The organism is Micromonospora sp. DT201, from assembly GCF_049841575.1.
In the GTDB taxonomy this organism is placed as follows: domain Bacteria; phylum Actinomycetota; class Actinomycetes; order Mycobacteriales; family Micromonosporaceae; genus Micromonospora.
This window is the reverse complement of record NZ_JBNCKP010000009.1, coordinates 100,272-122,720: the sequence shown is the minus strand read 5'-3', so window position 1 is coordinate 122,720 and position 22,449 is coordinate 100,272. Positions and strand designations below refer to the sequence as shown.

22 protein-coding genes are annotated in these 22,449 nt (G+C 68.3%); 5 read left to right on the top strand and 17 right to left on the bottom strand.

The features are described from left to right. Positions 1–14: 14 nt before the first annotated feature. The 7 genes from ACLQ28_RS17320 to ACLQ28_RS17290 form a co-directional block, all read right to left on the bottom strand. Entirely contained in the window at positions 15–1,019 is a 1,005-nt protein-coding gene (locus tag ACLQ28_RS17320; protein WP_425687298.1) for a multicopper oxidase domain-containing protein, read from the bottom strand. 370 nt (positions 1,020–1,389) lie between these two features. After that, positions 1,390–2,229 (bottom strand): amino acid ABC transporter ATP-binding protein, encoded by an 840-nt coding sequence (locus ACLQ28_RS17315; protein ID WP_425687297.1) that lies wholly within the window; start codon positions 2,227–2,229, stop codon positions 1,390–1,392. Positions 2,230–2,234: 5 nt separating this feature from the next. Beyond that, entirely contained in the window at positions 2,235–3,029 is a 795-nt protein-coding gene (locus ACLQ28_RS17310) for an amino acid ABC transporter permease (protein ID WP_425687296.1), read from the bottom strand. Positions 3,030–3,105: 76 nt separating this feature from the next. Next, positions 3,106–3,924: a basic amino acid ABC transporter substrate-binding protein gene (locus ACLQ28_RS17305; protein WP_425687295.1), complete on the bottom strand. Its 819-nt coding sequence runs from the start codon at positions 3,922–3,924 to the stop codon at positions 3,106–3,108. 229 nt (positions 3,925–4,153) lie between these two features. Further along, positions 4,154–6,430: a catalase/peroxidase HPI gene (gene katG, locus ACLQ28_RS17300; RefSeq protein ID WP_425687294.1), complete on the bottom strand. Its 2,277-nt coding sequence runs from the start codon at positions 6,428–6,430 to the stop codon at positions 4,154–4,156. Continuing rightward, positions 6,427–6,882, bottom strand: a complete 456-nt coding sequence (locus ACLQ28_RS17295) for a Fur family transcriptional regulator (protein ID WP_425687293.1) — start codon at positions 6,880–6,882, stop codon at positions 6,427–6,429. Before ACLQ28_RS17295 ends, katG begins: the two co-directional genes overlap by 4 nt. 411 nt (positions 6,883–7,293) lie before the next feature. Further along, positions 7,294–7,551: a hypothetical protein gene (locus tag ACLQ28_RS17290; protein WP_425687292.1), complete on the bottom strand. Its 258-nt coding sequence runs from the start codon at positions 7,549–7,551 to the stop codon at positions 7,294–7,296. A 175-nt stretch (positions 7,552–7,726) separates the two neighbouring features. On the opposite strand from ACLQ28_RS17290, the gene ACLQ28_RS17285 reads away from it, so the two are divergent. Continuing rightward, positions 7,727–8,176 (top strand): pyridoxamine 5'-phosphate oxidase family protein, encoded by a 450-nt coding sequence (locus tag ACLQ28_RS17285; RefSeq protein ID WP_425687407.1) that lies wholly within the window; start codon positions 7,727–7,729, stop codon positions 8,174–8,176. A 46-nt stretch (positions 8,177–8,222) separates the two neighbouring features. Here ACLQ28_RS17285 and ACLQ28_RS17280 read toward each other — a convergent pair whose 3' ends face one another. Further along, complete coding sequence (locus tag ACLQ28_RS17280; protein ID WP_425687291.1) at positions 8,223–8,975, bottom strand: alpha/beta fold hydrolase; 753 nt, start codon at positions 8,973–8,975, stop codon at positions 8,223–8,225. 62 nt (positions 8,976–9,037) lie between these two features. Between ACLQ28_RS17280 and ACLQ28_RS17275 the strand changes: the two genes are divergently transcribed. Beyond that, positions 9,038–9,565 (top strand): helix-turn-helix transcriptional regulator, encoded by a 528-nt coding sequence (locus tag ACLQ28_RS17275; protein WP_425687290.1) that lies wholly within the window; start codon positions 9,038–9,040, stop codon positions 9,563–9,565. 198 nt (positions 9,566–9,763) lie between these two features. On the opposite strand, the gene wrbA is transcribed toward ACLQ28_RS17275, so the two are convergent. Continuing rightward, positions 9,764–10,363 carry an NAD(P)H:quinone oxidoreductase gene (gene wrbA, locus ACLQ28_RS17270; RefSeq protein ID WP_425687289.1) on the bottom strand — a complete coding sequence of 200 codons (600 nt, stop codon included), beginning with the start codon at positions 10,361–10,363 and terminating at the stop codon, positions 9,764–9,766. Between the two features lie 327 nt (positions 10,364–10,690). On the opposite strand from wrbA, the gene ACLQ28_RS17265 reads away from it, so the two are divergent. Next, positions 10,691–11,059, top strand: a complete 369-nt coding sequence (locus tag ACLQ28_RS17265) for a YciI family protein (RefSeq protein ID WP_425687288.1) — start codon at positions 10,691–10,693, stop codon at positions 11,057–11,059. A gap of 77 nt (positions 11,060–11,136) precedes the next feature. Here the strand turns inward: ACLQ28_RS17265 and ACLQ28_RS17260 are convergent, their stop codons facing one another. The 4 genes from ACLQ28_RS17260 to ACLQ28_RS17245 form a co-directional block, all read right to left on the bottom strand. Then, the gene (locus ACLQ28_RS17260) at positions 11,137–12,591 is read right to left on the bottom strand and encodes a hypothetical protein (RefSeq protein ID WP_425687287.1); all 1,455 of its coding nucleotides are present in this window, start codon (positions 12,589–12,591) and stop codon (positions 11,137–11,139) included. 66 nt (positions 12,592–12,657) lie between these two features. Beyond that, a complete protein-coding gene (locus ACLQ28_RS17255) occupies positions 12,658–13,323 on the bottom strand; it encodes a response regulator (protein WP_425687286.1) in 666 nt (221 codons plus the stop codon). After that, positions 13,320–14,429, bottom strand: coding sequence for a sensor histidine kinase (locus tag ACLQ28_RS17250; RefSeq protein WP_425687285.1), 1,110 nt, complete (start codon positions 14,427–14,429; stop codon positions 13,320–13,322). The genes ACLQ28_RS17255 and ACLQ28_RS17250 overlap by 4 nt, the downstream gene beginning before the upstream one ends. A gap of 192 nt (positions 14,430–14,621) precedes the next feature. Next, positions 14,622–15,389, bottom strand: coding sequence for an ABC transporter permease (locus ACLQ28_RS17245; RefSeq protein WP_425687284.1), 768 nt, complete (start codon positions 15,387–15,389; stop codon positions 14,622–14,624). Positions 15,390–15,595: 206 nt separating this feature from the next. Between ACLQ28_RS17245 and ACLQ28_RS17240 the strand changes: the two genes are divergently transcribed. Beyond that, positions 15,596–16,024 (top strand): GNAT family N-acetyltransferase, encoded by a 429-nt coding sequence (locus ACLQ28_RS17240; protein ID WP_425687283.1) that lies wholly within the window; start codon positions 15,596–15,598, stop codon positions 16,022–16,024. A 234-nt stretch (positions 16,025–16,258) separates the two neighbouring features. Here ACLQ28_RS17240 and ACLQ28_RS17235 read toward each other — a convergent pair whose 3' ends face one another. Continuing rightward, the gene (locus ACLQ28_RS17235) at positions 16,259–16,942 is read right to left on the bottom strand and encodes a GNAT family N-acetyltransferase (protein ID WP_425687282.1); all 684 of its coding nucleotides are present in this window, start codon (positions 16,940–16,942) and stop codon (positions 16,259–16,261) included. Positions 16,943–17,482: 540 nt separating this feature from the next. Between ACLQ28_RS17235 and ACLQ28_RS17230 the strand changes: the two genes are divergently transcribed. After that, complete coding sequence (locus ACLQ28_RS17230; protein WP_425687281.1) at positions 17,483–18,469, top strand: glycoside hydrolase family 11 protein; 987 nt, start codon at positions 17,483–17,485, stop codon at positions 18,467–18,469. 16 nt (positions 18,470–18,485) lie between these two features. Here the strand turns inward: ACLQ28_RS17230 and ACLQ28_RS17225 are convergent, their stop codons facing one another. The 3 genes from ACLQ28_RS17225 to ACLQ28_RS17215 form a co-directional block, all read right to left on the bottom strand. Continuing rightward, positions 18,486–19,889: a protein kinase domain-containing protein gene (locus tag ACLQ28_RS17225; protein ID WP_425687280.1), complete on the bottom strand. Its 1,404-nt coding sequence runs from the start codon at positions 19,887–19,889 to the stop codon at positions 18,486–18,488. 98 nt (positions 19,890–19,987) lie between these two features. Next, on the bottom strand, positions 19,988–20,881 hold the full coding sequence (locus tag ACLQ28_RS17220) for an SGNH/GDSL hydrolase family protein (RefSeq protein ID WP_425687279.1): 894 nt from the start codon (positions 20,879–20,881) through the stop codon (positions 19,988–19,990). A gap of 151 nt (positions 20,882–21,032) precedes the next feature. Then, entirely contained in the window at positions 21,033–22,358 is a 1,326-nt protein-coding gene (locus ACLQ28_RS17215) for an IS701 family transposase (RefSeq protein ID WP_425687278.1), read from the bottom strand. Positions 22,359–22,449 lie beyond the last annotated feature (91 nt).

The following is a 22,449-nucleotide window of genomic DNA, read 5'->3' as shown; positions in this document are numbered from 1 at the left end:
TACTTTCGGTTCGGTCAGCTTCCGTGCGTGTGGGTGTGGCCCTGGAACCGGTGGATCGCCTCCTCGGCGCCCGGCGGCATGCTGCCGTCGGCGTTGCGCACCAGGAAGATCCCCGCCATGCCGCCATCGGAGTGGTTCTGCACGTGGCAGTGGTACATCCACGCGCCGGGCCCGACGCCCTCCCCGGCCAGCACCTGGAACCCGAACGAGCTGCCCGGGTTGAGGTCCTTGTTGTCGATCACCAGACTTGGGTCGCTCAGTCCCTCCAGCATTCCGGTGCGGTTGTCCGCCCAGCGGTGCGCGTGCAGGTGGAAGGTGTGGAACAGGTTGCCGTGCCCGATGGCGATCCACTCCACGCGCTGGCCCAGGTTCGCCTCGAACATCGGGGTCGCCGGCGCCATCCGGTTGTTGATCGTCATGTCGTGGAACACGACGGTGAACTGCTTCTCCGGCAGGATGTCGCCGCGCCGCCGGACGATCAGCGCCCCATAGAGGCCCTTCGCCACCCCGGCGGTGCCGTGGTCGGTGCCCATGGCGTGATCGTGGTAGTGCCAGTAGCCGGCGCTGCCCGGCATGAACCGCCGGCCGGCCGCGGCGACCATCTCCCGCGTGCGCCAGACGTACGTCCGCGTCTCACCGGGATTGTTGAACGAGGCGTTCAACGGGCTGCCGTCCGACTCGGTGCTGTAGTCCACCCCGTGCGGATGGATGGACAGCCTCTGGTTGGTGGTGTTGACCAGGGTGATCTCCAGGGTGTCACCCTCGTAGATCTCCAGGATCGGCCCCGGCACGGTGGCCTGGCCGGGCGCCAGGCCGTAGCCGAACAGGCCGTCGGGCAGCTGCTCGGCGTAGATGGTGACCTTCTTCGTGACACCGGCGGCAGCCTGTGCGGGGCTGCCTCCGAACGCGGTGCCGATCGTCGGGGCGGACGCGCCCAGCGCCCCGGCGGCGAGCGCCCCGGTGGCGATCAGGGATCTGCGGGACAGGTGACGGTGGGAGCCACCGGCGTGATCGTCCATGGGTCTCCGTTCCCAACCGGGCGAAGACGCGACGAGGGCAGGGTGCATCGACCGCCGAGCACAGGCGGCGGCAGCACGACTGAGGTGAGGCTCGTCGCGGTCTCTGCTCGGAAGACTCAGAACTTTCGATGAATGACAGCAACTTATGTAATCCATCGACGAAAGTCCAGGTCTGATTGCAAGAAGATTACCTTGACATCACGACGTCTTTCGATTGACATGAACCTGACACGCAGGCCACCAGCCATGCACCCTGGCCGGCTCAGTCCCGGGCGGACCGCTCATCCGCCTCGACTGTCGGCGGGCGGACGCGCAGAACGACGTCGGGCCGCCTCATCGCTGAGGCGGCCCGACGTACGGAAGTGGTTGGTCAGAGGTCGTGGCGGTCGTCGGCCGGGAGGCTGGATGCCTCCGGCGGCTCGGGCGTCTCCGTGGGCTGACCGAGCTGCGCGACATGGGTCGGGTCGAGGACCCGGGACAGGAACGCGCGGGTCCGTTCGTGCTTCGGCGCGCCGAGCACCTCCTGCGGCGGCCCCTGCTCGACCACCACGCCACCATCCATGAACACGACCCGGTCGGCCACGTCGCGGGCAAACGCCATCTCGTGGGTGACCACCATCATCGTCATGCCGTCCTCGGCCAGCTTGCGCATGACGGTGAGCACGTCACCGACCAGTTCCGGGTCGAGCGCGGAGGTCGGCTCGTCGAAGAGCATCAGCTTCGGCTCCATCGACAGTGACCGGGCGATCGCCGCCCGCTGCTGCTGCCCACCGGACAGCTGCGCCGGGAACGCGTCAGCCTTGTCGGTCAGACCGACGCGCTCCAGGTTGACCCGCGCGATCCGCTCGGCGTCGGCGCGGCTGCGCCGGAGCACCCGCCGCTGGGCGATGGTGAGGTTGTTCAGCACGGTCAGGTGCGGAAACAGGTTGAACGACTGGAAGACCATGCCGATGCCGCGGCGCGCCGCGTCGATCTCGACATCCGGGTCGGTCATCTCGACCCCGTTGACCCAGATCTTGCCGGCCGTCGGCTCCTCCAGCAGGTCGACGCAGCGCAGCAGCGTCGACTTACCGGACCCGGACGGCCCGATGACGCAGACCACCTCGCCCTGGCCAACCTCGAAGTCGATGCCCTTGAGCACCTCAAGCTGCCCGAAGGACTTGTGCAGGTCGCGGATCTCGACGGCAGGGCGGGATTGGACGGTCGTCATGCGGGTCACCGAGCCTTGGCGTAGCGGAGTTCGAGGCGTCGTACCACCTGGGACAGGGGCAGGGTGATGATCAGGTAGGCAAGACCGGCCACCAGCAGCGGGGTGGCGTTCACCCGGTCGTTCAGCATGTCCCGACCGAACTTGGTGATCTCGATGGTCTGCGCCGTCACGCCCAGCACGTAGGCCAGCGACGAGTCCTTGGTGAGCAGGATCAGTTCGTTCGTCAGCGGCGGGATCACGATCCGGAACGCCTGCGGGATGACGATCGTGCGCATGGCGGTGAAGTGCGACATGCCGAGGGTGCGCGCCGCCTCCATCTGCCCCTTGGGGACGGCCTGGATGCCAGCCCGGATGGTCTCCGCCATGTAGGCGGCGGCAGTCAACCCGAGACCGATCGCGATCGAACCGAACACGCCGCCCGGAATCTCGCGCTCCGGGAACGCGATCGGGATGCCGTACCCGACGAGGAACAGCACCAGCAGCGCGGGCAGACCCCGGAACAGCTCGATGTACGCCGTCGCCACCCAGCGGTACGGCGCCACCCGGGACAACCTCATCAGCGCGAGGATGGTGCCGAACAGGAGGCCGAAGGCGAACGCGCCCAACGTGTAGAGGAGGGTGTTGCGCAGCGCGACGGTGATGATCGTCGGGAACATCGACTTGATGATGTCGACGCGGAAAAACGCGTCCTTCAGCCTGTCCCAGTCCGCGGCAAACGCCACCGTGGCGATGATGGCGATGAAGACCAGGTACTGGAGCCCGAGGAACAACCGCTCCCGTTGGCGGCGTCGCAGCTTCACGTTCGGTCGTTGCCTTCCCAGAGATTACCGACGCGGAGGGCGCGCGAGACGCGCGCCCTCCGGCTGTGAGCGTCGATCAGGCGCTCGGCCGCTTGCCGATCCACTTCTCGTAGATCGTGTCGTACGTGCCGTCCTGCTTGGCCTTGGCCAGCGCCTCGTTGATCTTCTTGAGCAGTTCCGGGTTGCCGTCCTTCTTCACCGAGAAGCCGTACTGCTCGCCGGTGTCGAACTCGGCGGCCACCTGGAACCCGCCCGGGTTCGCCTTGAGGTACTCGGTCCAGACCGGCAGGTCGTTGACGGCGGCCTCGACCTGGCCGTTGGCGAGGGCCTGCTGCTGGGCGGCGAGATCCTCGAACTCGACGATCTGCAGGCCCTTCTCCTTCTCGAACTTCTTGGCGTAGTCACGGCCCGTGGTGGCCGCCTGGACGCCCACCTTCTTGCCCCTGAGGTCGTCGAGCGACTTGTACGGCTTGCCGGTCTTCACCAGCATCGCCTGGGTGGCGTCGAAGTACGGGTCGGAGAAGTTCATCACCTTCTGCCGTTCCTCGGTGATCGTCATGCCGGCGGCGGCCGCGTCGCACTTGCCAGTGTTGAGGTCCTGGCCGGACTTGATCCCCTCGAACGGGGTGTCGATGATCGTCTGCTCGACGCCCAGGTCCTTGGCCACCAGGTCCATGATCTCGACGTCGAAGCCGGTCACCTTGCCGCTGGCGTCCTTGGACTGGAACGGCGCGTACGGCAGGTGGGTGCAGACGGTCAGCTTGCCCGCCGCGACCAGCTTGACCCCGTTCGCCTGGACCTCGCTGTCATCCTTCTTGGCGCAGCCCGCGGTCACCGCGAGGGCGGCGACCGCCACGACAAGACCGGCCTGGCGGACGGCGCTTTGGAACCTCACGGCTGTGTCCCTCCGGTTCGGCTTCCCAATCGCAGGAAGCCAGTTGCTGCAAAGACTTTGTGCCAGGCGACGGTACCTGATCCAGCGAGTCGCACCTAGATCACCGTGGTTCGGTGGACCGGTGCGAGCAGCATCACCGTCGGCAAACCCGACACTTGGTGAGCAACCACGCACGGCAACGAGCCCCGATCATCGCGGTGGATGACCGGGGCTCGTCAGTTGGAACCTGTCAGGCGAGATCGAACCGGTCGAGCTCCATGACCTTGGTCCAGGCTGCCACGAAGTCGGCCACGAACTTCTCGCGAGCGTCCTGGCTGGCGTAGACCTCCGCGAGGGCTCGCAGCTGCGAGTTGGAGCCGAAGATGAGGTCGACCGCAGTGGCGGTCCACTTCACCTCATCGGTTGCCAGGTCGCGGATCTCGTACACGTGCTCGTCGGACTTCGACGCGCTCCACCGGGTGCCCGGGGACAGCAGGTTGGCGAAGAAGTCGTTGGTGAGCACGCCGGGCCGGTCGGTGAGAACGCCGTGCTGGGTGCCGCCGGTGTTGGCCCCGAGGGAGCGCAGACCGCCGACGAGGACGGTCATCTCGGGCGCGGTCAGGCTGAGCATGTAGGCGCGGTCGAGCAGCAGCACCTCCGGCTGGGTCTTCTCGCCGGCACGCAGGTAGTTGCGGAACCCGTCCGCGCGCGGCTCGAGGACCCGGAAGGAATCGGTGTCGGTCTGCTCCGCGCTGGCGTCGGTGCGGCCCGCCCGGAACGGCACGGTCACCTCGACGCCGGCGTCGCGCGCCGCCTTCTCAACGGCGGCCGAGCCGGCCAGCACGATCAGATCGGCGAGCGAGATCGTCGCGCCACCCGCAGCGTTGAACTCCCGCTGGATGCCCTCGAGGGTGTCCAGGACAGTCGCGAGCTGCTCGGGCTGGTTGACCTCCCAGCTGCGCTGCGGCTCAAGGCGGAGGCGGGCACCGTTGGCGCCACCGCGCTTGTCGGTCGACCGGTAACTGGCGGCGGAAGCCCAGGCGGTGGAAACCAACTGGGCGGTCGTGAGGCCGGACTCCAGGACCTTCGCCTTGAGGGCGGCGACGTCGGCGTCACCAACGAGCGCGTCGCTGACGGCCGGCACCGGGTCCTGCCACAGCTGGGGCTCGGCGACCCACGGCCCGAGGAAGCGGCTGACCGGGCCCATGTCGCGGTGCAGCAGCTTGTACCAGGCCTTCGCGAAGGCCAGCGCGAACTCGTCCGGGTTCTCCAGGAAGCGGCGCGAGATCTTCTCGTAGGTCGGGTCGAAGCGCAGCGACAGGTCCGTCGTGAGCATCGTCGGCTTGTGCTTCTTCGCCGGGTCGAAGGCGTCCGGGATGATCGCCTCGGCGTCCTTGGCGACCCACTGCTTGGCGCCACCGGGGCTCGTGGTGAGTTCCCACTCGTAGCCGAAGAGGATCTCGAAGAAGCGGTTGCTCCACTGCGTCGGCCGGTCGGTCCACGTCACCTCGAGGCCACTGGTGATCGTGTCAGCGCCCTTGCCACTGGCGTGGGTGCTCAGCCAGCCGAGGCCCTGCGACTCCAGCGGGGCACCCTCGGGCTCCGCGCCGACGTGGTCGTCAGCGACACCAGCGCCGTGGGTCTTACCGAAGGTGTGGCCGCCGGCGATGAGGGCGACGGTCTCCTCGTCGTTCATCGCCATCCGGCCGAAGGTCTCGCGGATGAAGTGCGCCGCAGCCCGGAAGTCCGCGCTGCCGCGAGGCCCCTCGGGGTTGACGTAGATGAGGCCCATCTCCGTCGAACCGACGCCCTCGGCCATCTGCGCCTCGGAGACATAGCGCTCGTCACCGAGCCAGGTGTCCTCCGGACCCCAGAAGATCTCCTCGGGCTCCCACACGTCCTCGCGGCCGAAGCCGAAGCCGAAGGTCTTGAAGCCCATCGACTCCAGGGCGACGTTGCCGGCGAGCACGAGCAGGTCGGCCCAGGAGATCTGCTGGCCGTACTTCTGCTTGACCGGCCACAGCAGTCGGCGGGCCTTGTCGAGGTTCGCGTTGTCGGGCCAGCTGTTGAGCGGGGCGAAACGCTGCCCGCCGTCGCCGGCCCCACCCCGACCGTCCTGGATGCGGTAGGTGCCAGCGGCGTGCCAGCTCATCCGGATCATCAGGCCGCCGTAGTGGCCGAAGTCCGCCGGCCACCAGTCCTGCGAGGTGGTGAGCACCTCGACGATGTCCCGCTTGAGGGCATCGACGTCGAGCTTCGCGAACTCCTTGGCGTAGCTGAAGCTCTCCCCCAGCGGGTTGCCCTTGGAGGAGTGGGCGTGCAACACCGAGAGGTCGAGCTGGTTGGGCCACCAGTCCCGGTTGGTGCGCGGACGGCCACCGGTCTTCGGCGTCGGCGAGTCGATCGCCGGGTTCTCGCTCTCGCTGCCGTGCGCGGTCACCGAGTCGTGCGCGACCGGGCAACCGGCCGCTGCCTTCTGGTCCACGCCCTGCGCACTGATGGGGCCATTGTCCTGGGTGTCGCTCATTTGCTTCCTTCCGAGCTTGCGGATCTCTGGGGCATGCGTTCGGTCGCACAGTCGGGACAGGTGCCCCAATAGACGACCTCCGCCTCGTCGATCACGAACCCGTGGTCGACCGAGGCGGTGAGACAGGGGGCGTGCCCGACGGCGCAGTCGACGTCGGCGATCACGCCGCAGGAACGGCAAACGACATGGTGGTGGTTGTCCGCGACCCGGGACTCGTAGCGGGCGGTCGCACCGGCAGGCTGGATGCGCCGCACCAGACCAGCGTCGGTGAGCACACGCAGCACGTCATACACCGCTTGGTGGGAGACCGTGGGATGATCCGCCCGTACCCGCGCGATCACCGCGTCAGTGCCGATATGGGGATGGTCGCGCAGCGCCGCGAGCACCGCCAATCGGGGCCGGGTCACGCGCAGCGAGGCGGCCCGCAGTTGCGCCTCGAAGTCGGACATCACTTGACGAACACTAGCTCACTTTTCTGGAACGGATCAAGTTTTACGCCATCCGGCGCGTCGCCGAGGCGGACGTTCACCAGCCGCCGTCCAGCCGCAGCGCGCCCGACCCTTCGACCCACAGGCGCCGATACTCGGATCCCGCGAGGCATGACGGACGCCAAGCCGCAGGTGCCCGAAAAAAACGTACTGCCACCGCAAATCCGCGGTGGCAGTACGCGAAGGACGCTCGCTATCCGCTTTGGCTGCCCGCCATGGCGATGTGCTGGTGAGCGGTATACCTCAGAGGTATGAATATGACTCTGAGGCATACCGCTCACTACCGCATCCGCCCTGACGGAGGTGACCGACGGTCACCGCCGGCTGCAGGCTGCGCTCACAGCCCGGGCGAGGATTAGGAGCGTCTCACTCGCCCTAATAGGTGAAGGTCCAGAGGAAGTAGAAGCCGGGGCTGGTGGGACCGTACTGGCGGTACTCGCAGTAGTACCAACTCCACAGGCCGGTCCGGGCACCCTCGCTGCCCCAACTGTTGCAGAACTGGCCGTCGGAGTAGACGCCGCGCAGCGTGCCGCCCGGCGGGTCCGCCGAAGCCGAAGTGGCGCCAATCCCGACCAGCCCGCCCAGTGCGAGCGTCACCGCCGCTACCAGGGTCGCCCATCTGCGTCCGCGCATGAAGCCTCCTCACACAACCGTCCACAGTGCACCGCTACTCACCATCGAGCCGGGACCATGACATCGAAGTTTGTGAACGTAAGGCTGGCATGGGGGCGCATGGTTCGACTCCCGACAACGGGCGACGCTATCCCGATGATCCGCCAGCGCCGTCTCCGTCGAACGGGCATCCGCCCTGACCGATCCCGGCGGACCTCTCGAGCGACGAAAGCAGGACACGCTCGCCCGCCTCAACCAGGACCTGGACGCATGGGTCGCCTCGGCGGACCGGGCCGGCAATGCCTACCTGGTGCCGCTGTCCTTCCTCTGGGACAGCACGGTGTTCATCCTGGCGACAGCCGAATCCACCCCGACCGCGCGCAATCTGCGGTCCTCTGGACGAGTACGGATGTCCGTCGGTCCGACCCGCGACGTGGTACTCATCGACGGCATTGTCGAAACGTTCTCGCGCGAGACCGTGCCAGGCGATCTAGCCGACGCATTCGCCACGAAACTCTGGGATGCGCGGGTCGGCACAACCCGCTACGCGTACTTTCGAGTGACACCTCGCCGGATACAGGCGTGGCGGGAGGAGAACGAGCTAGCCGGGCGTGACCTGATGCGTGCTGGTCGCTGGCTGGGCTGACGACCAGCTCGCCGACCGCTCGCAGCGTCCGGATGGAACGCTTGACCTACGCCGGCAATGCCGCGACTGTGGCCGCGACGAAGCCGTCGGGGTTGTCCAGCATGATGTTGTGCCCGGAGTCGGGTACGGCGACCACCCGCACGCCGGCGTCGGCCAGGGCGCGCGCACCGATCGGTTCGTTGTCTGCCGGGTGGAGGTATGTGCGCGGCACGGGCAGTTCGAGCAGCAGTTCCCGCATGGTGGGGGTGGTGCCGTGGCCGAGGTGTGCCGCCGTGCGGTAAAGCGCCTCCGGACCCGCGAGTCGCATCGTCGCCGCCCAGGCCGGGCCGACTCGGGTAAGCGTCTCGGATCGGCCGTCGCCGAGCACGAATTGCTCCTCGGTGTAGCGGGCGCCGATGCCGACGCCCGGAGGTTGCGGGTCGAGGGTGGCGTCGACGAGGACCAGCGCGGAGACCAGGTGGGGGTGGCGGGAGGCCAGGACGATGGCGACGGCGCCACCCATGCTGTGTGCGATTACCTCGGCGGCGCTGACCCCGGCTGCTGTCAGCGCGGCAGCGGCGAGGTCGGCGTGCTCCTCCAGCGTGTACGAGGCGTCGGCTGGTCGGTCGCTGATGCCGTGCCCGAGCAGATCCATCAGCAGGCTGCGCCGTCCGGCGAGGGCGGGGTTGGTGGCCACGGCCGCGAAGTACGTCGGAGAGGACGCGCCGAGCCCGTGCAGGTAGACCCGAGTGGGTTCGGTGCCGGGGAGTTCCACCCAGCGGATCGTCGTGCCATCTGGTCGCACCTGGGCGCCGCGCATCACGTACCTCCTGACTGATACCTCGCATCCGAGGTATTCTGTTGCCGAGGTAAGTTAACACGGTGTTGGACTTCGCGATATTGGGCTTCCTGGCCGACGCCCCGCTGCACGGGTACGAGCTACGCAGACGTGTGGCCGCACTCACCGGCCACGTCCGGCCAATCGCGGACGGGACGCTGTACCCGACGATCAAGCGCATGGAACGTGCGGGTCTACTTCGCCGGGACGTGCAGGCTGGCCAGGTGGCGGCACCACGGCACGTGCTGATCCTGAGCCCGGACGGGCAGGCCGAGTTGCTGCGTCAGCTCCGCACACCCGACGAGCTCTTCATCAGCGACGAGAACCGCTGGTTCACGCTACTGGCCTTCCTGCACCACCTCGACGACCCAGCAGCCCAAGCGGCCGTCCTGCGCCGCCGGCTCGATTTCCTCACCCAGCCGGCGAGCTTCTTCTGGGACGGCGACCGACCGCTGCGCGCTGACGACTTCCCCCACGACCCCTTTCGCCAAGGGTTGTTCCGCATCGCCACCGCCACCAGCCGCACCGAGATTGCCTGGTTGCGGGAAATGCTGACATCACTCACGGAATGACCACCCGGACCGAGTCCGGTCGGCGGACGCTCCGCCGCCTCGTCGAGCGGCAGCTCCGAGTTCCTTCAGGCGGACCAGGGCCGGTCTCCCATGGTGGGAAACCGGCCCTTGGCCTGCTGGGCGCTCCGAGCGACGCGAACCACTGACCACTGATCGTTCACGTCCGCTCGGCAGGCCGCCCGACACCATCGGGGCTCGTCAGGCGTTGAGCTTGCTGGCGATCTTGACCACCCGCTGAGCCATGTGGTCGAGGGCGTTGAGCTGGGCGTCGCCCAGCGGAGCGTCGTTGCTCCCGCCGGTGACGTGCGAGACGCCGTACGGGTTGCCGTCGCCGAACTTCAGCGGGTCGGTGTAGCCAGGGGCGACGACCAGACCGCCGAAGTGGTGGATCGTGTTGTAAAGCGCCAGGAGCGTCGACTCCTGGCCACCGTGGGCGGTCATGGATGCGGTGAAGCCGGCGTACACCTTGTCGGCCAGCAGGCCTTGGCCCCACTGCGGGCCGAGGGTGTCAATGAACTGCTTCAGCTGGCTTGAGACGTTGCCGTAGCGGGTGGGGGTGCCGAACAGCACCGCGTCTGCCCAGACGACGTCGTCGGCGGTCGCCTTTGCCTCGTTCTTCGTAGCGTCGAAGTGCTGGCTCCAGGCGGCGTTGGAGGCGATGGCCTCTTCGGGGGCAAGCTCCGGAACCTGGCGCAGCCGCACCTCGGCGCCGGCCTTCTCGCCAGCCTCGGCGAGCCGCTTGGCCATGGCGTGGACCGTACCGGTCGAGGAGTAGTAGATGACGGAGAGCTTGGTCATCGAAGGTGTCCTTTCAACAAAGTAGTTGCTGGTGATAAATTTGCTTCAGCAACAACCTGACTGTAGCAACAGCAGCGAGGCGTCCGCCACCGGGCTTGATCTGGCCGCCCGGGCGTCGCAACAGCGAGCCGACATCGCCGTGACGGGACTCGAGGTCAAAGATCAACGGCTCCGTGGCGTGCGCAGACGTCGCTTTCGGGGCCTTCGACTGCGAACGCACACCACGCGGCAGAATTCTTCTGGACATTGCGTCGGATCCGGGGCGAGTCGTTCGTAGAACAGGCGAGAGGCGGCTGGACGAGGCCGCCGGGACAAGGGAGTCATGAGATGACGCGGTACTTGATCTCGTTCAATGACGGCGCGATGGACCACATTTCCGACGCGGATCTGCCCGACGTGGGCAAGGCCTCGCACGCGGTGATCCAGGAGGCCGTGGACGTCGGCGTGTTTGTGTTCGGCGCTGGGCTCGAATCCCAGAGGGCGAGCGTCGTGGCCACGGACGGGATGGTCACCGACGGCCCTTACCCGGAGACCAAAGAGGTCACTGGAGGGTTCGTCATCGTCGATGTGACCTCACGCGAGGAGGCACTGACGTGGGCTGCCAAGATTGCCGCCGCCTGCCGCTGCGCCCAAGAGGTTCGGGAGCTCATGCCCGATCCCGAAACAGACGCGATGCTTCGCCGGGCTGACAGGTGATGATGACGTTCCGACGAGGCCGGATCGAGGAAGACTCGCCACGTCAGAGCAAGACTTGCGGGGCGCGGCAACGTCTCTCACCGAGGACCGAGGCTGACAGTGCTGTGGGTTCTGGCGATGTCGACACCTGCCGCAGCGGTCTTGTGTAGCACGACGAAGCCGACAACCGCCGTGAGGACGCCGATGGCGAGGAGGAACGCGCGATCGGTTGTGCCCTCGGCGTTGCTGACCAGGCCGAAGGCGGTATGGGCGACCAGAGCGCCGAGGCACGCCGCGAAGCGGTGCCGGGGCGTCCAGTCCGGGTCGGCGCTCCAGCGCCGCAGCGCGTAGATCGTCACGGCCATGATCAGTGCGGCGCCGGTCATGGGCAGTAGCGCCCAGGCTCCGTGGGTGAACAGCGGCTGCCGGGCCCCGGCGAATGGCCAGAGCATGGCGAGGAACCCGAAGGTGGCAACGGCGCTGGCACAGGCGACAACCAGGACCCGCGGCGGTTCGGCGGGGCGGGCCTGCCCGACGCGGATCCGAAGTGCGGTCACCACGAGTGCGGCGGCCGCACCGGTGATGATCAGGATGGCGACCAGCGGCATGGCGTAGCCCGGGTCCTCCGTCGGCGGGACACTGACGCGTAGCAGCGCGGCACCGAGCAGGGCGACGACGCCGGTCATGATCAGGCCACCGCGACGTAGGTAGGGTGCGTTGCCGTGCCGGGCGAAGAGGAGTTCGACAAGGACGATGGGAACGGCGACGCTGAAGACGGCGTGATAGACGAGGGTCACCTCGGTGTACGCGGTGTTCACACCGAGCAGCCGGGGCGCCCAGTCGGCGGCACCGTACAGGTGCGGGCTCGTAAGGCTCTGCAGGGCGAGGCCCTCTTCGACGAGGCCATAGGCGACACCCATGATCAGCAGGTTGGCTACCCCACCACCGCTACGCCGGACCACCTCCCGGATGAACAGCGCGCCGGCGCCGTAGATCGGCACGTAGATCACCATCACCCAGGCTTGGTTCAGAGGTACGGTGCCGAGGCTGACCTCGGCGACGATCGGCGCCAAGACGGCCAGTAGCAGTGCGGCCCGCCGGTTGCGTGGTCGTAGATCCGGTACCGCGGGGAACGCCGACCGGACCGTCGGCCGGTTGGCCGCGATGATCAGCGCGGCCAGCGCCGCGAGCTGGGCGGCTTGGACGGCGCGCAGCCAGACCGGGTACTCGGCCGAGATGAACAACCAGCCGACAACGACGAAGCCGAGCGCCGAGACGATGCGCACCCGGCGGTACGCCCCCCGCGCGCCGGCGAGTAGTTGCCGGGCCACCCAGATGTACAGCACCGCGACGAGGAAGATCGGGATCGGTCGGGTCCACAACGTGGCGGCCAAGGCGTCGGGGTCGGCGTCGGGTTGCCTGGCCTGCTGGTAGGCAAGCACATCGGTGCGGAACACGAGGGTGAGAACGGCGAAGCCGACGCTCATGGTGAGGCTGGCGATGAGCAGCATCACGACGAGTCGGATCGCTCCGCGCTGCTGAGGTGTCATCATGCTTCGACCGTAGGAATGTGGTGAGGGCACCACCTCCGGCGATCGACGGGTCTTGCGTCTACGACTTCAGGATGAGGGGCGGGGGCGGACCAGTCCGAGGTCGTAGGCGAGCACGACGGCCTGGACTCGGTCCCGGACCTCCAGCTTGCGTAGGATCGCCGACACGTGGGTCTTGACGGTGGCTTCGGACACCACGAGCCGGGCGGCGATCTCGGCGTTGGAGGCGCCCCTCGCCAGCAGCATCAGCACCTCCCGTTCGCGGTCGGTGAGCTGGCTCAGGCCTCCGGGCGGTGCCTGCGGTGTCACCTCGGTCGCCACGAACCGGTCCAACAACCGGCGTGTCGCCGTCGGGGCGAGCAGGGCGTCACCGCGTGCCACCACCCGGATCGCCTCGACCAGATCGGCCGGCCGGACATCCTTGAGCAGGAAGCCGCTCGCGCCCGCCCGCAGCGCCGCATACAGCGGCTCCTCAAGGTCGTACGTCGTCAGGATGATGACCTTCGGCGCGCCCGGGGCACTGGTCAGCCGTGCGGTCGCTGCCAGGCCGTCGGTGCCGGGCATCCGCACGTCCATCAGTACGACATCCGGGCGGGTCTGGGCGGCCAGGCGTACCGCCTGCTCGCCATCGCTCGCCTCACCGACAACGGTGAGGTCGTCGCGCGCCTCCAGGATCATGCGGAAGCCGGACCGGACCAGCGCCTGATCGTCGGCGATCAACACCTTGATTGTCACACCGGCTCCCGCAGCGGAAGCCGCGCGTCGACCTCGAACCCGCCGTCCGGCCGCGGCCCCGCCCGCAGGGTCCCGCCGAGCAGGTCAGCCCTTTCCCGCATCCCCAGCAGACCGTGCCCGGCCCGGTTCGTCGTGCCGCCGCTGGTGCCGTCGTCGCGGATCCGCACGTACACCTCCGACTCGCAGATCTGTAGCAGCACCTCGGCCTGGGAGGCTCGGGCGTGGCGCAGCGTGTTCGTCAGCGCCTCCTGAACTATGCGGTACGCACTCAACTGCACGCCCAACGGGACCTCACCCCTGCCCTCGTGCCGCACCGTCACACGCAGACCCGTCTCGCCCATCGTGCCGGCAAGCCGCTCCACATCGGCCAGTGTCGGCTGCGGACCCGCCTCGCCGCTCCCTTCGCTGTCCGCGTCCGCGTCCGCACGGACCGTACGCATGAACCAGCGCAGCTCCGTCAGTGCCTGTCGCCCAGCCTGCTCGGTGCGCCGCAGCGCCTCGCGGGCCTGCTGGGGGTTCGCGTCGAACACGTCGTCGGCGGCGGCCGCCTGCACCACCATGACCGACACGGTGTGCGACAACACGTCATGAAGCTCGCGGGCGATCCGGGCCCGCTCCTCCAAGACCGCCTGCCGGCGCTCCGCCTGCCGGCGTGCGCCGCGGGCCCGGGCCAAGGCACCCCAGCTCCAGGCCAGCAGCACCGCTCCCAACCACAGCGCGGCGAGAGCCCACTGCCCCCGGGCCGCCGCCGGCCCGCACACCGCCAGTACCGCCGGCACCAAGATCCACAGAGTTGCCACGGCCGGGCGCAGCCAGGCGTACGTACACAGCACCACGAACGCGATCCCCGGGCCGAACGCCGGAAACAGCACCTGCAACCCGGCGCTCACCACCAGCACCACCACAGTTGCCAGCCGGGGCTGGGCACCGAGCCGCCACAACGCCGCCGCCTGCACCGCGATCAGCGCCGCCGCGAGCAACCGCCCCACGACCGGCGCCCCGATCACCGGATCCAACGTCAACACCGGCACCGACACGGCCACTGATGCGACGGTGAACGCCACACGCAACCACCGCGGAGCCCGTGCCGTGTAGCCGTCGCCCATGCCGCCACACGCTACCCGCGCCCCACGAACCGACGTGGCACTCATCGGCCTCGACACATCGGGGGCTGCATTCTCTCGGCTACCTGCTTCGTTCACCTGCGATCCTGGCCTGCGCCAGGCTTCGGTCAGGGCTGGGTCTGGATCTCCTACGAACAGGCGGCGAGGGTGGCGACCGTACCGTCACCGGTTCCGTCAGTCGCGCGACCGCAGCCCCGACCCAGCGGGTTGAAGACGGCCGCGGGCCACCAACTCGACGGTGAGGACAACCGCGACGGCCTCCACGGCGAGGAGCCCGACGAGGACGACCAACTGCGTCACGCCGGCGGCGAGAGGGCTCGCTCCCCCGAGCAGCACCCCGACGAACGCGCCGGGCAGGGTCACCAGGCCCACCGTCCGGGTCTGGTCGAGTGCCGGGACCAACGCCTGTCCGGCCGCCGGACGGCACACCAGCAGCACGGCGTCGCGGGGCAGCATGCCCAGGGCCAGGCCGGCCTCCACCTCACCGCGCCGGCTGATCAGCTCGTCGACCGCGCGACGGCCCGCCAGCGAAGTCGCGGTCATCGCCCCGCCGATCAAGATCCCCGCGACGGGAATGATCGCGATGCCGCGCATCGGCACCAGGCCCGCCAACAGCAGCCCCGCCACCACCAGCATGCTGCCCACCACGATCGGCGCGCCAGCCCACCAACCCCGACTGCCACCCGTGACACGCCGACCGGAGGTACCCGCCGCCACCGCACACATCAGAACGACAAACGCAGCCGTGGCGAACAGCGACACCGCGATGCCCGCGATCAGCAGCGACACGGCACCCAGCTGGATCGCGGCACGAACGGCGGCGACCATGACCTGCCGACCATGACCCAGTTTTCCGAGGGTCACGACGGCCGCCGCCACGAGAGTCAACACAACCAGCGCAACACCGAGCTTCGGGCCAACCACGAGCATGGTCGAGGACATGCGATCAGTTTCCTGCCCCGCCCGGTCCGGGGTGCACGCGCTGCCGGCTCCGGCGGTTGTGGCGGAAATGCCGGCGCTGCCGAATGACCATCCTACGTTTCGTGCTCATCGCATTGGGTGAGCGCTTGCCGGCACTGGCACTCGATTGGCTGGAGTCCGGCTGACCGACGCGCGGCCTAGCCGTTGACGTTCCGCTGCCCGAAGGCGTGACACTGCGTCGGGTCAGCGAGGAAGCGGACGTCCGCGCGATGAGTGCGATGCAAGACGAAGCCTTTGAGAACCCGGTCAGCGATGACATGGCGAACGCCCTCCTGCGCCGCCTGGCCCGCGATGACGGAATGGAATTGTGGGTTGCAGAGGCGGGGGGACGGATCGTCAGTGCCGGCCGGCTGGAGCCGGTGCCTGGGACCGACTTCGCCGGGATCTGGGGAGGCGCGACCCTTGCGGAGTGGCGCGGCCGTGGGATCTACCGCGCGTTGACCGCGGCGCGGGCCCGCTCAGCACTCCGTATGGGCAAGACACTCATCAACAGCGACTCGACCGAGTACTCGCGTCCGATCCTTGAACGCTACGGCCTGATCAAGGTGTCGACGACGACGCCCTACAAGACGACGCCCTACAACTGGCAGCGGTGAGCGCCCTTCTCGCGGCTCTGTCCGGATCCAACGACAAGACCCCCGCCCGCTCATCGACAGATCCGGTCGTCTCGGACGCGCGCTGTCAGCGGCGGGTGCGGACACCCCTGGCCGGACCCCGGGAGAACTACGCTTTGAGGCCGGCCTGCCCAACGCGCGGCGCCGGTACCGCGCGTCACTGAGCCCAGGGGTGGCAGCACCGTTCGAGTCGGGCCAGGCTCCGGGGAACCCCGCTCAGAATGAGCGGGCTCCCGAACACAACCCAGTTGGACCCAACCGTGCAACTGCAACTGGGCGGAGCACGGCAGAAGAGGGCGCGCCAGTTGACTCCGCGTCCGGGTCGTCTCGGTGCCCCGCAGCGTAGGCACTGATGGCGTCTGCATCCCAGGTGTACTCGATCTCGGGCAACTCGAACCCTGCGGGGAAGCGCGCCATGCGGGCTGCTGTGGCGTGGCCGCCGGCCTTGGTGTAGAAGGCTATCGCGCGGGTGTTGTCGCGTAGCACTTCCAGATACACGGGTTGGCCAGGGTGGGTGGTAGCCGCCCAGGTGAAGGCGTGCCGTAGCAAGCAGCGTCCGATGCCGCCGCCGGTGTGTGCCGGATTGACGTGCAGGTTGTCAAGCAGGATCCGCCCGTCCGGGCCGGGGATGAGGTAGGCGAAGCCGAGTAGGTCGATGCCGTGCTCGGCGATCAGCAGGTGGCCACCATCCGTGTCGCCGTCGCGCTGAGTCGCGGGCGTCAGCCGGCTCTTCCACATGTCTGCTTGCTGGTCTCGCAGCGAGCCGTCCAGGTAGCTGGCCGGCATCAGGCCGGAATACGCTGCCCGCCAACTGTCGGTGTGCATGCTCGCCACACGTAAGGCGTCCTGCGCGGTTCCGGTCCTGATCTCCATGATCTTGATGCTCTCATGCGGTTGCATGAGAGGCCGCCTTGCCGCCCATGTCAACGTCCTTGAGGCGTTCTGTATGGGAGAGCGGCGACAGGAGGTTCCCGCCTTCTGGCGGACCCGCGACAGCCGCAGTGGCAGCGGTCCGGAAAGTCTCCGGAAGTTTTCGGCGGCTGCCTGGCTGGCCGCGATCCCCCATTGCGGCACCGACGTGACCACTCTGGACTCTGATCGACTACTGACCAGGATGGATGCCCTCGTGCATGAGATCGATCGCCAGAGCGCGGATGCTGCGTTGTTTCCGAAAATTGTTGACAAGTTGACGGCCGGGTTAATACGGTCGCCATCGACGGTGTTCTATCACCGTCGATGCAGTCACCGCGACCCACTCCTCCGGTCGTCGTGCAGGACGACCGGCAGACCACCACCACGCGCTACGACGCCGTGGCCTTCATTCGGCCGCCGCCAGCCTGCTGGGTCGTACCGCACCGCTGGCCCCCGCCAGCCGCCACGAGGAGGAACACGTTCATGGTCGACAAACACACCCCCACCAGACCGGGGAGGCGCGGCCGCATGCGGTTGCTCCTCGGCGCCGCGTGCGCCGCTGCACTGGTCGTCGCCGGCACGATGACGGCCACCAACGCGTACGCCGAGGCCGATCGGACGGTCAGCTCGAGCACCACCGGCACGCACAACGGCTACTACTTCTCTTTCTGGAAGGACAGCGGCAACGCCAGCATGACGCTGCGTGCCGACGGCCGTTACACCAGCAGTTGGGACAGGAGCACCAACAACTGGGTCGGCGGCAAGGGTTGGGCCACCGGCAACCGACGGACGGTCACCTACTCGGGCAGCTACAACCCGGGCAACAACAACACCTACCTCGCCCTGTACGGATGGACGCGCAACCCGCTCATCGAGTACTACGTGGTGGAGAACTTCGGCAGCTACAACCCGAGCAGCGGCGCCACCCGGATGGGCACGGTCACCACTGACGGCGGCACCTACGACATCCTCCGCAGCCAGCGGGTCAACGCCCCGTCGATCGACGGCACCCAGACGTTCTACCAGTTCTGGAGCGTCCGCCAACAGAAGCGCTCGAGTGGCACCATCACCACCGCCAACCACTTCGACGCCTGGGCCCGCGCCGGCTTGAACCTTGGCAGCAACCATAGCTACCAGATCATGGCCACCGAGGGCTACCAGAGCAGTGGGAGCTCCGACATCACCGTCCGGGAGGGCGGTGGCGGCGGCGGTAACCCGACCTCCGGACCCACCACCGGCAACCCCGGGACCGGCAACTGCAATGCGACGCTGTCCGCCGGCCAGCAGTGGGGCGACCGGTTCAATCTCAACGTCGCGGTCAGCGGCACCAACAGCTGGGTCGTCAGCCTCGGCCTCGGCGGCGGCCAGAGCATTCAGAACAGCTGGAACGCCTCCGTCAGCGGCACGAGCGGCACCGTCACCGCCAGACCGAACGGCAACGGGAACAACTTCGGGGTGACGATCATGGCCAACGGCAACTGGACTTGGCCGACGGTCACCTGCCGCACGGGCTGACCCCGACCAGTTCCTGTCACGGCACGTCTGGCGTGGCGGCCTCGGCTGCCACGCCAGACTCCGTCGGGTCGGTCGCTGGTTCCTCCGTCGGCTCCACGGTCGGTGCCGACGATCCGCCCGTCGGAGCTGCCGTCGGTTTCGAAGGGGCACTCTCGGAGGCGCTGGGGGCGGGTGCATCCACACTGCTCTCCCCGGACGGCGTGGCTTGACCTGTCGGTCCTTCGCCTGGTGAAACCGAGGCCGTCGGGGTCGGGGATCCGGATGCTCGAACCGGCGTGCCCGCAGAACTGTGCGTGGCCGGTTCGCCGCCACCGGCGCCAGGGCCAGGACCTCGCTGCGGCGGCACCGATGGCGACCCCGCAGGTGGCACTGCGGGAGGCACCGTCGGTCGCCCAGACGGGCCCGGCATCATCCCGGTGGGGTCGGCGAACACCAGGACGGCAGCCGCGGCGGCCAACGACCCGAGAAGCACCGCGAGCGCTTTGGGCCCAGGGCGGACCGCCCGACCCACCGCACCGCCGAGCGCCGACCGCCGTGCAGTAATGCGCTCGGTTCGTACCCCAATCGAGGTCGCCACGGTGGCCTGGTCGGGCGAGTCCGCGAGTGCCTGCGCCGCGGCGGCCATGGCCCCCGCCGTCGGGAAGCGGTGGAGGGGATCCTTGGCCATCGCGGTGGCGACCAACCGCCGCACCGTCGACGGGACGCCCTCGGGCAGCGGTGGCGGTTCCTCTTCGAGGTGCCGTAGCGCCACCGCGACGGCGTTCTCGCCCTGGTGCGGTGGTCCACCGGCGAGGCAGTGGTAGACGACCGCACCCAGCGCATAGATGTCGATCGCCGGTGAGGTCTCGTTCTTCGAGACCTGCTCTGGTGCCATGTACAGGGCGGTGCCGACGACCTGGTTCGTTCCAGTCAGGCTTGCCGCCTCCGGCGTCACGGCAACCCCAAAATCAACGAGTACGACGTGCCCGTCGGGCTCGATGATCAGATTGGCGGGTTTGACGTCGCGGTGCACGACGCCGGCGTCGTGCGCGGCCTGCAGGGCATGGGCGGTCTGCGCGGCGATCGACATCGTCTCGGTCACGTCCAGCCGGCCGACCTCGGCGATCCGCTCCGACAAGGGCTGCCCCTGCACACATTCCATCACGATGTAGGCGAGGACCGGCTCTCCGGACCGGGACACTTCCCCGTAGTCGTAGACCTGGGCGATACCCGGGTGACGCAGGGCCGCCATGGCGCGCGCCTCGCGGCGGAACCGCTCACCGAAGCCGGCGTCGGTGACCAGCCGAGCTTGCAGCATCTTGACAGCGACGCGGCGGCCCAGCGTCTCGTCGACCGCCCGCCACACCTCACCCATACCGCCGCTGGCGATGCTCTCGACCAGGCGATAACGGTCTCCGACGACTTGCCCCACACTCGGCATGGAGCTTTCGGTACCCCGGACCCGCCGATCTCAAGCACCCTGCGGTGGCCGGCCCCGTCGCTGCACGGCGGGGCCGGCTCGACCGATTGCGGGCCCGCTCAGCTGTTCAGTCTGGCGAGCAGGGCGGATGCCATGCCCTGCTCACCACGGGCGTTCGGGTGGAAGGGGGCGGCCGAGTTCTGTGGCACCAGGCCCTCGACCCACCGGGTGCCGCTGCCCTTGCACGCGTCACGGCCGATCGAGGGGGTGTAGACGTCGGCGTACGTGGCACCGTTTGCGGCCGCGGTGCTGGCCAGCATGGCGTTGAGTGACTTCGCGATACCCCGCAGGTACGGGACGTCCTGGTAGGCGATCGGAACGACAGGCCAGCAGCCGTAACCGGTGTCCGGCAGGATCGCCGGATACCCGAGCACCACGACGCGCGCGCCCGGCGCTGCCTGGCGGACCGCCTGCACCACTGCGGTCACCTTCGGTGTGGCGGCGACGATCCTCGCCTGCAACTGGTCGACACCTCCCGCGGTGTACCGGTTCTTGCACGGAGACCCGAGCGGGCTGCTGAGGCTCGCCTCCGCACAGTCGCCGATGATCCCGGAGAACCCGATGTCGTTGCCGCCGATCTGCACCGTCACCAGCGCCGTGGTCGACGTGACCGCGTTGAGCTGCGGTGGCACCGTGATGCCCAACTGGCCGCTGCCACCGTAGAGGATGTCGTCCGTGGTGGCCCCCGAGCAGCTCACGTCGGCGAACGACGACGAGCCCGCGGAGGCGGCCACCAGCGATGGGTAGTTGCGGTTGGAGCGTAGGCAGTTCAGGTCGACCTGGGTGGGGATCAGCGGACCGGCGGCGTACGAGTCGCCCAACGCGACGTATCGGCCGGCGGGCACAGCGGCGCTGGCGGGTGTGGCGACGGTGAGCAGCACGCCGGCGATGGCCACGGCGAGTGCGGCCAACCGGCTGGCTGCCCGTAGGCGGGGCAGGCGGGGACGGGTCATGACGCCTCCCAGAGGGGATCACGGTGGTGGTGGTGCCGAGATCCTGTCGCTGCCGACGCCAGACGTCAATATCGATGAGCCTCACTAAATGCTGGTTCGAGGTGTGGGATGAACCGGTGGTGCACACTAGTACGGCAGCCGCCGTTCGTGATCATGGTTGGAGTTCGACGGTGAGCCGGCGGGCGTAGTGGGCTCGTCTGGCTCGTGCTTGGTGTCGGCGTCGCCATCGTGACCAGCGCAAACGGTAGGCGATGCTGCGGGTCGGCCGGATCAGCAGGACGTTGATCAGGCGGCGGATTTCGTTGACGGTGAACTCGATCATGTCGGGTTGAGCCGGGCGGTGTGCTGATCGGGCGTCGGCGGTGCAGATCGCGAGGATAGCGAGGGCGGCCAGGGCCAGGGTGGTGAACCGGTGCCAGGACGTCCAGAGGCGGACCTGGTGCTGGTCAAGCCCGACTTGGCCCTTTGCGGCTTGGAAAGACTCCTCCACGATCCAGCGAACTCCGGCCACTCGCACGAGTTGGGCGAGGGTGACCGGTCCGGGTGTCCAGCAGCGGTAGAAGGCCAGCTCACCGGTGGTGTTGTTGCGGCGGATCAGCAGGCTGTGCCGGCCGTCGTCGTCAGGGTCGCCGTCAGCGCCGACGTCGGCCAGCCAGGCCCAGTCGTAGAACCGTGGCCCTTTCGACCCGTCGCCGGCACTGCGCCGGGTCCAGGCGGTGGCGGGCAGGTTCTCGGCCAGCCGGTCAGCACGCCAGCGGGTCTTACCGCCGTCGATCAGCACGAGGTGATCACAGGAGACCGCCAGGACGTAACCAAGGCGGAGTGTGCGCAGTTCACCCCGCAGCCGGGTGTTGTTGCCGTAGGCCTCGTCCGCGGCGACCCACCGGGCCGGAACCAGGGCCTTCACGGCGGCGGTGATCATGTCGCCGGCCAGCTCGGATCGGGTGGCGAACACGACGTCGTCCGGGACACCGGCCTGCTCACACCGTCGGCGGTCGTCGGTCCAGGACTTCGGCAGGTAGACCCGCCGGTCGATCAGGGTGTGGCCGTGTCTGCTCGCGTAGGCCAGGAACACGCCGACCTGGGCGTTCTCGATCCGCCCAGCGGTACCGGTGTACTGACGTTGCACGCCGACGGTGTGCACGCCCTTCTTCAGATCCCCGGTCTCGTCGACCACGAGGACACCACCCGGTTCGCCGAGCCGGTCGACGACGACCTTCCGCACATCATCACGCACCGCGTCGGCGTCCCACTTCGCCCTGAACAGCAACCTTTGCATCGCATCAGGTCGGGCATGACCGGCCTGCTCAGCCACCTGCCAGCAGGTCTTGACCTCCAACTCGGCCAACAGCCCGGTGACGAACCCGGCCGCCGCGCGGCGGGGCTCAACCCGGCAGAACCGGCCGGCGAACGAGTCGATCACCAGGTCGATGGTTCGTCGCCACCGGACAGGCTCTACGCTGTGGCTCTCGGCCACCGCAAGGTCTGATGTTGTGTCCACAACACACAGACGATCATGCGGTGGCCGTCCTCGTTCCCGCGGGATCCGAGGTCACCTCACGAACGGC

Excerpts from the sequence above, each read along its gene's own strand:
- ACLQ28_RS17320 (WP_425687298.1), bottom strand. The coding sequence starts at position 1,019 with ATGGACGATCACGCCGGTGGCTCCCACCGTCACCTGTCCCGCAGATCC.
- ACLQ28_RS17315 (WP_425687297.1), bottom strand. The coding sequence starts at position 2,229 with ATGACGACCGTCCAATCCCGCCCTGCCGTCGAGATCCGCGACCTGCAC.
- katG (WP_425687294.1), bottom strand. The coding sequence starts at position 6,430 with ATGAGCGACACCCAGGACAATGGCCCCATCAGTGCGCAGGGCGTGGAC.
- ACLQ28_RS17290 (WP_425687292.1), bottom strand. The coding sequence starts at position 7,551 with ATGCGCGGACGCAGATGGGCGACCCTGGTAGCGGCGGTGACGCTCGCA.
- ACLQ28_RS17280 (WP_425687291.1), bottom strand. The coding sequence starts at position 8,975 with ATGCGCGGCGCCCAGGTGCGACCAGATGGCACGACGATCCGCTGGGTG.
- wrbA (WP_425687289.1), bottom strand. The coding sequence starts at position 10,363 with ATGACCAAGCTCTCCGTCATCTACTACTCCTCGACCGGTACGGTCCAC.
- ACLQ28_RS17265 (WP_425687288.1), top strand. The coding sequence starts at position 10,691 with ATGACGCGGTACTTGATCTCGTTCAATGACGGCGCGATGGACCACATT.
- ACLQ28_RS17260 (WP_425687287.1), bottom strand. The coding sequence starts at position 12,591 with ATGATGACACCTCAGCAGCGCGGAGCGATCCGACTCGTCGTGATGCTG.
- ACLQ28_RS17250 (WP_425687285.1), bottom strand. The coding sequence starts at position 14,429 with ATGGGCGACGGCTACACGGCACGGGCTCCGCGGTGGTTGCGTGTGGCG.
- ACLQ28_RS17245 (WP_425687284.1), bottom strand. The coding sequence starts at position 15,389 with ATGTCCTCGACCATGCTCGTGGTTGGCCCGAAGCTCGGTGTTGCGCTG.
- ACLQ28_RS17235 (WP_425687282.1), bottom strand. The coding sequence starts at position 16,942 with ATGCAACCGCATGAGAGCATCAAGATCATGGAGATCAGGACCGGAACC.
- ACLQ28_RS17230 (WP_425687281.1), top strand. The coding sequence starts at position 17,483 with ATGCGGTTGCTCCTCGGCGCCGCGTGCGCCGCTGCACTGGTCGTCGCC.
- ACLQ28_RS17225 (WP_425687280.1), bottom strand. The coding sequence starts at position 19,889 with ATGCCGAGTGTGGGGCAAGTCGTCGGAGACCGTTATCGCCTGGTCGAG.
- ACLQ28_RS17220 (WP_425687279.1), bottom strand. The coding sequence starts at position 20,881 with ATGACCCGTCCCCGCCTGCCCCGCCTACGGGCAGCCAGCCGGTTGGCC.